This is a genomic window from Rickettsiales endosymbiont of Trichoplax sp. H2 (genome assembly GCF_009690945.1).
Classification (GTDB): Bacteria; Pseudomonadota; Alphaproteobacteria; order Rickettsiales; family Midichloriaceae; genus Aquirickettsia; species Aquirickettsia rohweri.
In genome coordinates, this window is the sequence record NZ_NPHZ01000003.1 from 1 (window position 1) to 12,937 (window position 12,937).

Annotated in this window: 14 protein-coding genes and 1 tRNA gene; 9 read left to right on the top strand and 6 right to left on the bottom strand. The window is 29.0% G+C overall.

Annotation, left to right across the window (positions count from 1 at the left end; all coding sequences use genetic code 11):
• Positions 1-546 precede the first annotated feature (546 nt).
• From h2es_RS03650 to h2es_RS03665, 4 genes are all read right to left on the bottom strand, one after another.
• Entirely contained in the window at positions 547-1,317 is a 771-nt protein-coding gene (locus h2es_RS03650) for a PhzF family phenazine biosynthesis protein (RefSeq protein ID WP_154511518.1), read from the bottom strand.
• Complete coding sequence (locus h2es_RS03655) at positions 1,307-2,038, bottom strand: response regulator (RefSeq protein WP_154511520.1); 732 nt, start codon at positions 2,036-2,038, stop codon at positions 1,307-1,309. Before h2es_RS03655 ends, h2es_RS03650 begins: the two co-directional genes overlap by 11 nt.
• Before the next feature lie 14 nt (positions 2,039-2,052).
• Positions 2,053-2,127 (bottom strand) — tRNA-Thr (locus h2es_RS03660).
• 52 nt (positions 2,128-2,179) lie between these two features.
• Positions 2,180-3,109, bottom strand: coding sequence for a complex I NDUFA9 subunit family protein (locus h2es_RS03665; RefSeq protein WP_154511522.1), 930 nt, complete (start codon positions 3,107-3,109; stop codon positions 2,180-2,182).
• Positions 3,110-3,239: 130 nt separating this feature from the next.
• Between h2es_RS03665 and h2es_RS03670 the strand changes: the two genes are divergently transcribed.
• The 9 genes from h2es_RS03670 (at position 3,240) to h2es_RS03710 (ending at position 11,481) form a co-directional block, all read left to right on the top strand.
• A complete protein-coding gene (locus tag h2es_RS03670) occupies positions 3,240-3,929 on the top strand; it encodes a superoxide dismutase (RefSeq protein WP_154511524.1) in 690 nt (229 codons plus the stop codon).
• A 9-nt stretch (positions 3,930-3,938) separates the two neighbouring features.
• Positions 3,939-4,661: a VirB8 family type IV secretion system protein gene (locus tag h2es_RS03675; protein WP_154511527.1), complete on the top strand. Its 723-nt coding sequence runs from the start codon at positions 3,939-3,941 to the stop codon at positions 4,659-4,661.
• Positions 4,648-5,385: a TrbG/VirB9 family P-type conjugative transfer protein gene (locus h2es_RS03680; RefSeq protein WP_154511529.1), complete on the top strand. Its 738-nt coding sequence runs from the start codon at positions 4,648-4,650 to the stop codon at positions 5,383-5,385. Before h2es_RS03675 ends, h2es_RS03680 begins: the two co-directional genes overlap by 14 nt.
• A 4-nt stretch (positions 5,386-5,389) precedes the next feature.
• Positions 5,390-6,094 carry a hypothetical protein gene (locus h2es_RS03685; protein WP_154511531.1) on the top strand — a complete coding sequence of 235 codons (705 nt, stop codon included), beginning with the start codon at positions 5,390-5,392 and terminating at the stop codon, positions 6,092-6,094.
• The gene (locus tag h2es_RS03690; RefSeq protein ID WP_154511533.1) at positions 6,058-6,801 is read left to right on the top strand and encodes a TraB/TrbI/VirB10 family type IV secretion system protein; all 744 of its coding nucleotides are present in this window, start codon (positions 6,058-6,060) and stop codon (positions 6,799-6,801) included. Before h2es_RS03685 ends, h2es_RS03690 begins: the two co-directional genes overlap by 37 nt.
• Entirely contained in the window at positions 6,798-7,781 is a 984-nt protein-coding gene (gene virB11 / locus h2es_RS03695) for a P-type DNA transfer ATPase VirB11 (RefSeq protein WP_154511535.1), read from the top strand. Before h2es_RS03690 ends, virB11 begins: the two co-directional genes overlap by 4 nt.
• 254 nt (positions 7,782-8,035) lie before the next feature.
• Positions 8,036-8,374, top strand: a complete 339-nt coding sequence (locus h2es_RS03700) for an IS1/IS1595 family N-terminal zinc-binding domain-containing protein (RefSeq protein WP_154511537.1) — start codon at positions 8,036-8,038, stop codon at positions 8,372-8,374.
• A gap of 22 nt (positions 8,375-8,396) precedes the next feature.
• Positions 8,397-8,768: an IS1 family transposase gene (locus h2es_RS03705; RefSeq protein WP_154511539.1), complete on the top strand. Its 372-nt coding sequence runs from the start codon at positions 8,397-8,399 to the stop codon at positions 8,766-8,768.
• A gap of 151 nt (positions 8,769-8,919) precedes the next feature.
• A complete protein-coding gene (locus h2es_RS03710; protein ID WP_154511541.1) occupies positions 8,920-11,481 on the top strand; it encodes a hypothetical protein in 2,562 nt (853 codons plus the stop codon).
• A 242-nt stretch (positions 11,482-11,723) separates the two neighbouring features.
• Here the strand turns inward: h2es_RS03710 and h2es_RS03715 are convergent, their stop codons facing one another.
• Together h2es_RS03715 and h2es_RS03720 are read right to left on the bottom strand one after the other, a co-directional pair.
• Positions 11,724-12,554 (bottom strand): hypothetical protein, encoded by an 831-nt coding sequence (locus tag h2es_RS03715; RefSeq protein ID WP_154511543.1) that lies wholly within the window; start codon positions 12,552-12,554, stop codon positions 11,724-11,726.
• A 160-nt stretch (positions 12,555-12,714) separates the two neighbouring features.
• The coding region (locus tag h2es_RS03720) for an Npt1/Npt2 family nucleotide transporter (protein WP_268258910.1) at positions 12,715-12,937 on the bottom strand (223 nt) is incomplete at its 5' end.

Consider the following 12,937-nt stretch of genomic DNA (forward strand, 5'->3'; position numbering starts at 1 on the left):
AGCATCCAGCAAGAAGATACACTGCCAATGCTATACATAAACGATTCAAAAGGAATGGGAATAGCAATGCACTCACTAAACTTAAATAATAGTACTGAAGAGATGTTAACTCAAAATGATGAAACAACACATTATGCTGAATTATTATAGCCATTCTATATAGCTAAATAACTTTAATTTAACCCGAGCTGCAGATAAAAATTGCTTTGTAAAAGGCAAAGAACTGTTATATACAAATACTTGAATACAATTTTAATTAACAATATAGTCATTGCGAGAGCATTTTAATGCTCGCGGCAATCCAGGAAAACTATCAACAAATGTAAATGCGACAACAATTCTGGATCACCACAGTCGAGCTAAAGCTCTCCTTCGTGATGACTATGAGGGACGCTGTGCTTCATGACGGCAAAATTTGTTATAAATTTCTTATTTCTTATCTGCAGTTCGGGTTAATTTAAGTACATTAAGAGAGGGAGCAAAGTATGGTAAACTCACATGAGCAACGAGCGAAATTGTAATTATATTTATAAGGAATTAGCTATATCAGCTGACAGTGATAGTTTTTCCTGAAATTATCACTTTATCTGTTAAATTCTGACATTTTATTACCCCACCTCTTTTAGAAGCTTGATATGCCATCATACTGGCCTTGCCAAGTTTTTTAGCCCAATATGGAATTAATCTGCAATGTGCAGAACCACACACAGGGTCTTCATCAATACCAACCGATGGAGCAAAATACCTAGATATAAAATCATATTCATCATCTCTTGAAGTGATTAATAATGCTCTATAAGGTAATTTTAAAATCAAATTTAAATTTGGATTAAAATTTCTCACTTCATTCTTATCTTTTAACTCTGCAAAAAGAATATTTTCCGATAAGCCTAAGTATTCTACATTACAATTTTTCAAAATCTCATTAATTAATTTATTTGATTGAATTGCTTTTATTTCTATACTAGGTGCATTTAAATTTATCCAATCTAAAGTCTTAGATGCAATAAATTTATTATTTAAATTTAAAAACTCTATTGAATCATTATAATTAACTAAATCATTCTCATATAAACAATATGCTGAAGCCAAAGTAGCATGAATACAAATTGGAGCTTCTGAATTTGGAGTAAACCAACGTATTTGGTATTGATTTTTGTTAATATTTTTTAAGAAAGCTGTCTCTGATAAATTATTCTTTGTTGCTATTTCTTGCATTGCGTATGAACTTGGAAAAGCATTAACAATATAAACAGCAGCAGGGTTACCGGAATTTATAGAATCACTAAAAGCATTAACAATACTATTATTTATCATATTGATTTGAGGTATCTAGTGATTCAAGAATATATCCAACTGATCTCACTGTTTTAATATGCTCTGATTTTTCATTACTTACACGTGATATAGCTTTACGCAATCTAGCTATATGAACATCAATAGTCCTATCTTCAACATAAACTTTAACACCCCAAATTTTATTTATTATAGTACTTTTTGGCACAACCTTTTCAGGTTTTTCTAATAAAATTTGAAGTATTTGAAATTCTATAGGTGATAACTTTAATTCTGTTTTATTATAATAAGCTTTATGAGTTTTAGAATCTATCTCTATATTGCCATATTCAAGTTTTGTTTCTGAGAAAATTGGTCTAATTCTTCTAAGCAATGCTCTTATTCTGGCTATTAGTTCTATATCGTTGAAAGGCTTAGTTAAATAATCATCAGCACCATTGTCAAGGCCTATCACTTTTTCAAAATCCTCACCTCTTGAAGATAACATTAATATTGGAATGCTTGAAATTGAAGTAATTTTTCTTACTTCATTACATATTTCTATTCCAGATTTACCAGGTAAAAGCCAATCAAGAATCACTAAATCAGGCTCATTGTCTTTAATTATTTCTACTGCTTCTATTCCATCATTTAAAATGTACGCATTAAAAGAATTATCTTCTAAAGATTCTTTAATTTTACTTGTAATCTCTTCATCATCTTCGATGATCATTATATTTGCTTTAATTTTCTTTTCAAACATATTCCCTCAAATTTTGGTGCCGGATGTCTGATTTGAACAGACGACCTACCGCTTACAAGGCGGTTGCTCTACCACTGAGCTAATCCGGCATATAAATTTTAGCTTTACCATTATCTTAATATCTTCAAATTTTAAATTTTGTCAACTTGTAATATTATATAATTGCTTTTGAATGAAAAAATTTAACGGAGTAGTATTTATTTTTAATTTATCAGCTAAATTCTCATTGTTTATAATATTGTTTATTAAAAGCAAATCTACTTCTTCTGGATTTATTGGAAATGATTTAATTAACTTAGAAAGATAAGAAATTGTTTTCATTATGCTATGATTTATTGAAAAGTACCGTGGAGACTGATTTAGAGCTTTATATATTTCACTTACTATTTGCAAGAGAGTTAATTTATCTGGCCCACCTACTTCATAAATCTTTCCATAAAAATCTGCATTTTCCATTAATAATATTTTTATTATAATATCAGTTAAATCTTCAACAAAAATTGGCTGAAAAAATACATGACCTTTATTAACCAATGGAAAAAATGGAAAAGTTCTTATTAGCTTTATTAAATTGTTTATAAACTTATCTGCGTTACCAAATACTACACTTGGCCTAATTATTGTTGCTTTGGAGTAATTTTTTAAAATTACTTTTTCTCCTTTAAGTTTTGTTTTTGCATACTCAGAGAATTTACAGGTTTTTTCTATACCTAAAGATGATATATGAATTAATTTTTTAATTGCTAAATTATCTGCATAAGTAGAGATATTTTTTGGAATATCTATATGAGAATATCGAAAAGTCCTATCATTACTTTCTCTAAGAATACCAATTAAATTTATTATATAATCTGTATTGCTAAAAATTTCTTCGTAAAATTGTTTTGTATTTTCAAATTTAATATTGCAAATTTGTCCAGGAAATCCATGTATATATAAATAATTATGTTCATTATTATGGCTTTGCACCAAATTTATTTTAAAATCTAATTTAGCTAGCTTTTTAACTAGATTAGCACCAATAAAACCACTTCCTCCAAAAACTGTGATTGTAGATTTTTCTTTTATCATAATTAATTAAATATTTATTTTCATAAATAATTGCACCAAAAATTATATAAAACAAGACGATATTTCTTGCAAATTTAAACTTTGGTTATTAATCTCATGTTTAATTGCATATTAATTATTTTATACTAAAATGATAAAACTTAAAAGCTTGCCGTATTCAAAAAATACATTGCAGCCAACTATTACAAAAGAAACTATAGATTTTCACTATGATAAACATCATAAAGGTTACGTTGACAAATTAAATAAATTTATTGAAGGCACTCCTTATGAATCTTTAAGTTTAGAAGATATTATAAAAAAATCTTATATCTCTAAGGATACTAAGATTTTTAATAATGCAGCACAAATTTGGAATCATGACTTTTATTGGGATTCAATTAGAAAAAAGATAATAATTGATGACCTTCATGTAAATGAATTAGATAAAAATAAACAATCAGAAAAATTAGATAAGGATATCTTATTGCAAAATAAATCGCCAAAAGAAAATCCACCTCCAGGTGATTTATTGAATAAAATTAACGAAGATTTTAATAGTTTTGAAGAATTTTATAAGAAATTTGTTGAAGCAGGAGTTACTTTATTTGGAAGTGGGTGGATTTGGCTCGTACAAAACCCCAATACCAAAAAATTAGAAATAATGCAAACATACAATGCTGATAGCCCAATGCTACACAATAAAATTGCAATATTAACAATTGATGTTTGGGAACATGCATATTATATTGATTATAAAAATGACAGATTAAGTTATTTAGAAAATGTTATTAAATTTCACCTAAATTGGGATTTTGCTAAAAATAACATTAAACTTTAATTGATAATTATGAATTTTAAAAAATTTTTTAAAAAAAATACAGATGCTAATGAAAGTAAAGAAAATAATCCAATTAATTTCTTAACTAATAATAAAGAGTTAAAAAATTGGAAAGATGATAAATTTCAATCTGCAATTGTACAAAGAAACTTATTATTAATTGGATTACTTTTATGCTTTATATTAATTCTTGTAGCACTTAGTACTATCAGATACTTAAAAAACACTCAAAGCATAGATCCTTTTGTTATAGAAATTGAAGAAAAGAGCGGCGTTCCAACAGTAGTAAAGCCACTTTCTATTGAAACATATTCTGCAAATGAATCAATAAAGAGGTATTTTATAATGAAGTATATTAGAGCTAGAGAAGAGTATTATTCAGAAACTTTCAATCGAAATTTTAACGATGTAGTTAGAGTTTTATCTAGTTCTAGTGTTTATTATAGTGATTATAGAAATAAATTTGGTTATAATAACCCTTCAAGTCCATATAACTTGTATGGCTCTGGTTCATATAGAACAGTAGGCTTAAAATCAATTATTTTTCCTTCAGACACATCTGCACAAATTAGAATTAATTTAACTGTTTCTGGACAAATTAATATGGTTATGAATAAGATAATTTATATGGAATTTGATTACTTTAACTTAAATATGAGCGAGCAAGATAGGCTAATAAATCCTTTAGGATTCCAAGTAACGTTATTTAGAATGAACGATGAAAATAGCTAAAAAAATATGTTTAATAAGTTTTTGGTATTTATTTGCCATTAGCTTTATTTTTGCCAGTGACAACCCTATTTCCACTGATAGTAGAATAAAAACATTAATATATAATCCTAATGAAATTTTTAGATTAGTAGTACATTTTAATTTTCAAACAAGCGTAGAATTTGAAAAAGATGAAGAAATTAAGACAATTACAACTGGTAATAGCTATGCATGGCAATTAATCCCAATTGATAATAGATTATTTATTAAACCTCTTGAAGATAATATTTTAACAAATATGACAATCATAACAAACAAAAGAGTATATCAATTTGAAGTTCAATCAAAACCATATTCTGGCTATGTAGATAACGAATTAGTTTATGTAGCAAGATTTTATTTTCCAAGTCCAGATGAAAAAATTGATTATCCAGAGATTAAGAAAAATGATGATAAACAAGACATACTTGAAGTAAAACCATATAATTTCAATTATGAAATGGTAGGCCCAGTAAAGTACTTACCTTCTAAAGTATTTGATGATGGTTTAAAAACATATATATATTATGATAAAGACATCACTTTTAAACAACCTTTTATCAAAGTTATCAAAAATAATAAAGTTCTTAAAATTAAACCAAACATAGTTGGTGATTATTTGGTAATTGATAATATAGGAAAACATTTAGAGTTAAGTTTTAATAATAATGTTATTGAAATAACTAATAAAAATTACATAAATTAAATTTATGGCACAAGAAGAACAAGTAAAAGATGTTAATACCAATATAACTGATAATAATGCTAATCAAGAAGCATCAGATCAAGAAGCAGTAAATAAAAATACTACCTTTTCTTCCGTATCTATTGCTTCAACCCAAAAAAAATTCCTATTAATATTTTTTATACTTTTAGGTGTATTAATAGCATATTATTTTATTTTTGAAGGAAATGACTCTAAAGATAAAGTTAAATCTGAACCAGTAGATAAAAAGGAAAAAGAGCAAATTTTAAAAACTTCTAAGCCAGTACCTGAAGTAAATAAAGATTCTGAAATTAAAGATTTAAATAAAGATTCTAAATCTATTGAAGCTCCTCAGGTTCAAGCTCCAACACCACCTCCCCCACCTCCTCCACCTCCTGAAAAACCATTAATTCCTCAAAAACCAACTTTACCATTACCTCCAAGTTTAAATACTAACAGTGATGATGATGATGATTCTTCATCAAAAACAATATTTAGGTCACCTTTTTCAGATGACAGTGAGGAAAAAAAGAAAAAGCAAATGGCTATAGAAGCTAAAATGAAACAAGGGATAATGGTTTCTGGAGGTGGTGGCAGCGGTGGAGGATTGCTTGGAGGAGACAGCAAAAATAAAGATAATAAATCTTCCTCTAAAAAAGCACATCAGACTTCTTGGGTTTTGGTGATGGAGCACTTGACGGGGAAGTAATAGGAAAAACAATAGCACCTACTGTAAAAGCTACAGAAGTTACTAATTTAAATAGAACAATTATTCAAGGAAAAATTATTTATGCTGTTCTTGAGACTGCAATCAACACAGATATACCAGGAATGCTAAGAGCAATAGTTTCTCGTGATATATATGCTGAACAAGGAACAGATGTTATGATTCCAAAAGGATCTAGGTTAATTGGCACATACACTTCTCAAGTAAAAGGTGGACAAACCAGAGTTGGGGTAATATGGAATAGATTAATCAGACCAGATGGGCTTGATATAGAAATTAAATCTCAAGGAGTAGATCAACTAGGTAGGCCTGGTGTTGCTGGAAATATTTATGATCATTTCTGGAGAAAAATTGGAAACGCATTCTTAGTATCTTATGTTGTACCAGTTGCTGCTGCTGAAGCTGCTAAAAAAGCTTCTAATATCAAAAATTCAAGTTCAAGCTCAACTACAAATAAAGGTACTGATGGATCTATAACAATTACTACTACTGGTGATCCTGTATCTCAAGCAATAACTGATAGTACTAAACAATTTAGTGATATAACAAAAAGTATGATTCAAGATTCATTTTCCACTAATCCAACTATTACAGTTAATCAAGGAACGATAATCAATATTCTTGTACAAAGAGATCTTGTTTTTCCACCACCTTCATTATTACAAAATAGAAAATTAAATAACAAATGAGCCTGAATGTTACTGCACTTGAAACATATTTAAAACCACTATATTTATTATTTGATGAAGATGGAGTAAATGAAATTTCTATCAACAGACCTCTAGAAGCATGGGTAGAAAATAAAGGTGATATAAGAAAAGAAAATGTTCCACAATTAACTTTTGAACATTTAAAATCACTTGCTTTACTAGTTGCCCAATCTACCGAACAAATAATAAGTGAAGAAAATCCTTTATTATCAGGAACTTTACCTAATGGATTTAGAATACAAGTTGTAATATCTCCAGCTTGTGAAGTAGGTACAATTGGCATTTCGATAAGAAAGCCATCAACAATGAATCTTGACTTAGATGCATATGAAAAACTTGGAGCATTTGATAATACAGCTATAGAAAAAGTAGTTGATAAAAACGATGATATTTTAAATCAATACTTAAAAGAAAAAAAGATTAAAGAATTTTTAACGCATGCAGTAATTAGTAAAAAAAATATTATTATAAGTGGTGGTACATCAACTGGTAAAACAACTTTTACAAATGCTATGTTACGTGAAATACCACATGATGAACGTTTAATTACCTGCGAAGATGCTAGAGAGATAGTACTTAATGATCATCCTAATAGATTGCATTTACTTGCTTCTAAAGGTGGCCAAGGTAGAGCAAAAGTAACTACACAAGATTTAATAGAAGCATGTTTGCGTTTAAGGCCAGATAGAATTATTGTTGGTGAACTTAGAGGTGCAGAAGCATTTAGTTTTCTAAGAGCAATTAATACTGGTCATCCTGGTTCAATTTCAACATTACATGCTGATACTCCACTGATGGCAATTGAACAATTAAAATTAATGGTTATGCAAGCCGGACTTGGGTTACCACCAAATCAGATAAAAGAATATATAATGCAAGTTGTTAATGTAATAGTTCAACTTAAAAGAGCTGAAAAAGGAAGAAGATATATTTCTGAAATATATTTTAAACCAAGTTAATTACAGTTAAAATAAAAAGTTATCACTAATAATTATTCAGCAAACTTCACTTGATATAATGAAAGAGTATAAAATATTTTACCAGGTAATAAAAAAATAACAGATATAATAGAAGATGATATTTTTCATGAAATTATTTAGGTAAATTTCATTTTTATACAATAAAACACATTTGGGAGTGTTCATAAAGCATAGACAAAATGAAAAAAGTTATTAAAGTTAAGAAGTATAATAACTAAGGGGGGAGGTGAAATATGGGAGTAATCTGCAAAAAGTGCCAATCAAATATATGGATAAATAATGGAAAGATGAAGAAAAAGCAACGTTATAGATGTAAGAGATGTGGATATAACTACACCATGGGAGATAAACGTGTTGTATATGAAAATAGACAAAAGGAGCTAGTGATAAGAATGTACTTGAATAATTGTGGAATAAGAATAATAGCGGATATATTGAAGATACCGTTATCTACAGAATTTTCATGGATAAAGAAAGCGGGGCAGATAGTTGAAGAAATGGTGAAAGAGAAGGAAGATAGAATAGAGATACTAGAATTAGACGAATTGTATACATATATTAAAAAAACCTAAAAGAAATAAGAAGACAGGAGAGATGGAAGGAGAATATACCAGAATATGGACTGCTGTTGATAGGGACAGATTCAAAACTGTTTCGTTTAGAGTAGGGAATGAAGATAAGGAAAACTATATTGATATGGCAATAGAATTGGAGTCAAAGTACAAGGAAATTAACTATATGTGCACTGATGGGAATAAAACTTATGGTTTTTATAAAATAGCAAAGCATCATGTTATAGGAAAATCAGAAACTGCTTTGGTTGAAAGTTTTAATTTATCATTACGTGATATGCTAGCACGACTTAATAGACGGACTAAAAGGTTTAGTAAATCTTTAGAAATGCTCAGATTAACCCTCATTATGTTTTTCAATAAAGATATTTCTTATAATCTCTATGCTTTATGAACACTCCCACACATTTTAATTATTATATATGATTTATTTTATAATTTTAAAATGATATACTTCAAAGTATACAGTTTATATTAGTTTAATTTTATTTTTGTGAATTAGACTTTTTGTTGAATTATAAATACTATATTATAGTGGGGTTATTATGGGGAAATCAGAAAAACAAGAAGCTAGAAGTGAATTGCACGGTCTATTTCCTGAACTTATGAGAGAATATGATCAGATGCAAGTTTCAATTGATCAAAGTATAGAGTCAGCTCTTATTCCAAACAATTTAAAGCTTCAAGAAGTTAAAAGAAACGTTCTTGATGATAGGGAAAGTGATTTCCCAGGTTTTATGCAGATTCAAGCATATGAAAGTCTTGAGAGTGCTGAACAAAAAATACGTGATGATGTTGATAAAGCAGTAGGAAAAGTTAGGGGAATTGGAAGAATTATTGAAAGAGATTGTGAAAGAAATCTAAATAAGGGGTTGAGAGAAATTGAAAATTCCCCACAAACATCAAATTTTAATAAAAGCCTTAGAGAAGCTATAGAAAAGACACAATCTAAAATTGATGAATTAGAAAAAGCCTACAGCCATAGAGGACGAGAAAATGGAACAATGCAAGAAGTCAAAGCTGAGCTCAGAAAACAAGAAATAATTCTTCAAAAATTAATGTCCATATCACCAGAGAAGCAGTTTGATAAATCAGTAGAAAAACTTTATTTAAAGATGAATAAAAATTGGGAGAAAATGAGAGCTGATGTTCGGTCATCCAAAGCAAAGTATTTCTTAGATATTGAGAATGCTCGTGAAGAAGAGAAAAAAAGAGAAAAAGCCTCAATTAGAAGAGAAATATATAGCTCATTTCCAGATGTAAAAAAATTAAATAATGGTATGGAGGGTTTTTTTAAAAAATCTAGAAGTGCAGTCCACAGTGAAAATCAATCAAGAGTTGAGAGTTTTGATATTAGTAAAATTCAATTTCCAGAGATTAGAGATGATGATACTCCAGGAACTGTAAGAGATAAAATAGACGCATATATCAATGGAGCAGAAGAAAGACTAGAACGGAGTAGAAGAATTGCTGAGAGAGATTGTGAAAAAATCTGGAGAAAAGACGCTTTAAATGCAGCAGATAAGTTGTGGAATAAAATGAATGGAGATGAGCGTATTCAAACAGCAATAGATAGTACTAGAGAAAAAATAAGTGAATTGGAGAAAGATAAAGTTAGTAATAAAGCTGCTTTAAGAAGGCAATATAATATCCTAGAAGAATTACAAGAAATGAGAAAAGAACAACAATTTGATAGGGCTTCTAGCAAACTTTATAATGAAATGTCAGAAAATTGGGAAGAATTGAGAAGTGGTGTTAGATCTTCAGTAGCAGCAGTAGTTTCAGAAAAAGCTAAACTACGTCAAGAAGAGGTAAGCAAAGTAACTGGAAATCCTTATATGGTTGCTATATATGGGGTTGGAACATCAGCATCAATCGCTTCTTTTACTCCTACTCCCTTAGCACCTGGTGCAGCTATAGTTGCAAAAATAGCTTTTGGATTACATACAGCAGTGTCTCTTGGAACCAATCTTAGAGCTAGAACCGGATTCAACCATAAGCTAAATACAGAATTAGCTAAAAGAGCAAAAGAACTTGACAGCTTTAAAGATCATGCGCCAAACAGAGGAGATCAACAAAATACAGAGCAAGAAATTATGGAAATAGCATCAGTACGTACTTTATTTCCTGATTTAGCAGATACATATGATGCAATGCAGCAAAATTTAGAAAATGCTGTAGAGTTGGGCATCGAAAAAAATAGGGAAAAATTTAAAGATATTGATGAAGTAATTAAATTTCCTGAGATAGGGCATAACGCAACTTCAAAAGATATAGAAAACAAATTAAGAGATTATCTTAACACTGTAGAAAATCATTTGAATAATAAAACAAATGAAGCACTTGAAACCTGTAAAAATGAGTGGGATAAAGAATTGGTAAAATTTAATCATTCTGCACAAAAGTCAGAATTTGATAATCAGTTAAAGGCAGCAATAAAAACCACTCAGGAAAGAATAGAAGCTTTAGAAGAAGCATATAACAACGGAAACAAAGATATGGAGGCTGCACTTAAAGAACAACAAAATGTCCTTAAAGGTCTGGAATCAATGGAGGTACAGAAACAGATTGATGATATCTCCAAAGATTATTACCAAAAAATATTGAGGGATTGGGATCTATTACAATCAAGTATTAGATCATCTGTAATGGGAGTGATTACAGAAAAAGCAAGATTATATGAAGCAAAAGCAGCAAATAGGCAAGATGATCCTTATATGGTTGCTCTAGGCTATGCTTCCATGGTAGCAACCGGAGCTGGATTTGCTTTAGGATATTCTGATCTAGATCTTGGAACTAAAATTTATGAGGCAGGTTCAGTAGTTGATACCATTTATACTGGTGGATCCATAACACCACTGATGTCCTATGATGAGGTAGACAGATCTATTGCGGAAAAAACACGTGTTGCAGGCCAAGAAATAGAATCTCTAGGAAATTCACTAAAAAAGCAAGATAATAATCAATCAAAAGAAACAACTTTTGTAGAAAGGGTTAAGGGACCATTAACTGACAAACCAGGACAAGTAACAAATTTTATAAATAAAGTCACGCCTAGAGAAAACTTTCATGTACCAACAGGCAAGACCAGCACTGCAGAACGGTAAGAAGATAAACAAGAAAGAACTGTAAAATTATGCTATAATCAAATGCATAACATTGACTTGTACATAAATTTTAGGTAAAAACATAACTTATGTATTATATTTATTAGGTGACGGGCTTGAGATACAACTAATATCATAAACGCTAGATATATTTATTTTAACCTATTTTTCCTTTTCAGCCTTCTATATTTTTTAATTATTACAAATATTATTTTGTGCAAAATTAACGTAGTTTGTTACTACTATACTGTAGCATCAACCAAATCATTATAATACATACAATCTTGATATTGCTTACTATAGCTTTCATAACATTGACAAGTATAACTTAATTTAGTACCTGAATTTTGAATTTCATCAATTTGAGTATACATAGGATTTTTGTCAATATTTTTTTGATTATAAGCTATTATAAAAGGCTCTATGTAACTACTATAAACTTCTACATCAAAAGAATCATAATACCACTTTTCCTCTTGTTTTGTAGCCTTATTTATTTCTTTATCTAATAACAATATGTTTCCAGTACGTGCATCTATACCTACTACAGAAAATACATTAGTTTCTGAAAGCAAATTATCTGTATTTGGTTTTATGTTAATGTTAGTAAAAAAATTTTCAATAAAATCAACTAATTTTTTTGATTCAGGAATTTTACTCCATCCTCCAATTAATAACACTTTTAAAGCATTAAGATCAAAATTAAAAACTTCTATACAAATATCTAAAATTTTTTTAAGATCCTCACGCTTGGTATTGTCATCATAATGAAATAGAGCAGCCTTATTAAAAGTCGAATTGCTAATGTCTTCCTCAAAAATTGCAATAACAACACATGGGCCAACATTTATAGTAAAGAGTATAGGCTTTATACTACTAGCATTAGTAACACCCCATTGCTTCTGAAATACAGTGCATACATCATTAGGAGAAAAATCACTAACTTTACTATAGTGATCGTTGGAAATAAATTTATTTTTATAAAAATAGCCATAAGCTGAGTATACAATTGGAATAAAAATTCCTGCAGTTATACCTATAATTGATGCTTGACTATAACTTAAATTATTCATATTTGACCTCTTATTAATTTGCTGTTAAAATCATTATGAAGAAAAAATCAATTACCTACCCTTATTATTTATAACTCACTACAATTTAATATTGTTATATATAATACTTTTCAATCTTATATATTTTAGTTTCTTTTTAACTTGAAATCACCTAAGTTTATTAATCTTTCTTATTTTTAGTTAATTTATTAAACTCTTTTGAAAGCACCCCAACTGACAATAACCAAATTATCATTATTACCAAAAATATAATAAATAAAATTGATGAAAGGGATATTAATGCTTCACCAGGTTCTAAACTAACTAATGATGGGTTAAATATTAGTGCTAATATTAGTAAAAATTGCTGTATAAGCGCTCCTCCAGACTTTCCAAGTCTACCA

Excerpts from the sequence above, each read along its gene's own strand:
- h2es_RS03650 (WP_154511518.1), bottom strand. The coding sequence starts at position 1,317 with ATGATAAATAATAGTATTGTTAATGCTTTTAGTGATTCTATAAATTCC.
- h2es_RS03655 (WP_154511520.1), bottom strand. The coding sequence starts at position 2,038 with ATGTTTGAAAAGAAAATTAAAGCAAATATAATGATCATCGAAGATGAT.
- h2es_RS03665 (WP_154511522.1), bottom strand. The coding sequence starts at position 3,109 with ATGATAAAAGAAAAATCTACAATCACAGTTTTTGGAGGAAGTGGTTTT.
- h2es_RS03670 (WP_154511524.1), top strand. The coding sequence starts at position 3,240 with ATGATAAAACTTAAAAGCTTGCCGTATTCAAAAAATACATTGCAGCCA.
- h2es_RS03675 (WP_154511527.1), top strand. The coding sequence starts at position 3,939 with ATGAATTTTAAAAAATTTTTTAAAAAAAATACAGATGCTAATGAAAGT.
- h2es_RS03680 (WP_154511529.1), top strand. The coding sequence starts at position 4,648 with ATGAAAATAGCTAAAAAAATATGTTTAATAAGTTTTTGGTATTTATTT.
- h2es_RS03685 (WP_154511531.1), top strand. The coding sequence starts at position 5,390 with ATGGCACAAGAAGAACAAGTAAAAGATGTTAATACCAATATAACTGAT.
- virB11 (WP_154511535.1), top strand. The coding sequence starts at position 6,798 with ATGAGCCTGAATGTTACTGCACTTGAAACATATTTAAAACCACTATAT.
- h2es_RS03700 (WP_154511537.1), top strand. The coding sequence starts at position 8,036 with ATGGGAGTAATCTGCAAAAAGTGCCAATCAAATATATGGATAAATAAT.
- h2es_RS03705 (WP_154511539.1), top strand. The coding sequence starts at position 8,397 with ATGGAAGGAGAATATACCAGAATATGGACTGCTGTTGATAGGGACAGA.
- h2es_RS03710 (WP_154511541.1), top strand. The coding sequence starts at position 8,920 with ATGGGGAAATCAGAAAAACAAGAAGCTAGAAGTGAATTGCACGGTCTA.
- h2es_RS03715 (WP_154511543.1), bottom strand. The coding sequence starts at position 12,554 with ATGAATAATTTAAGTTATAGTCAAGCATCAATTATAGGTATAACTGCA.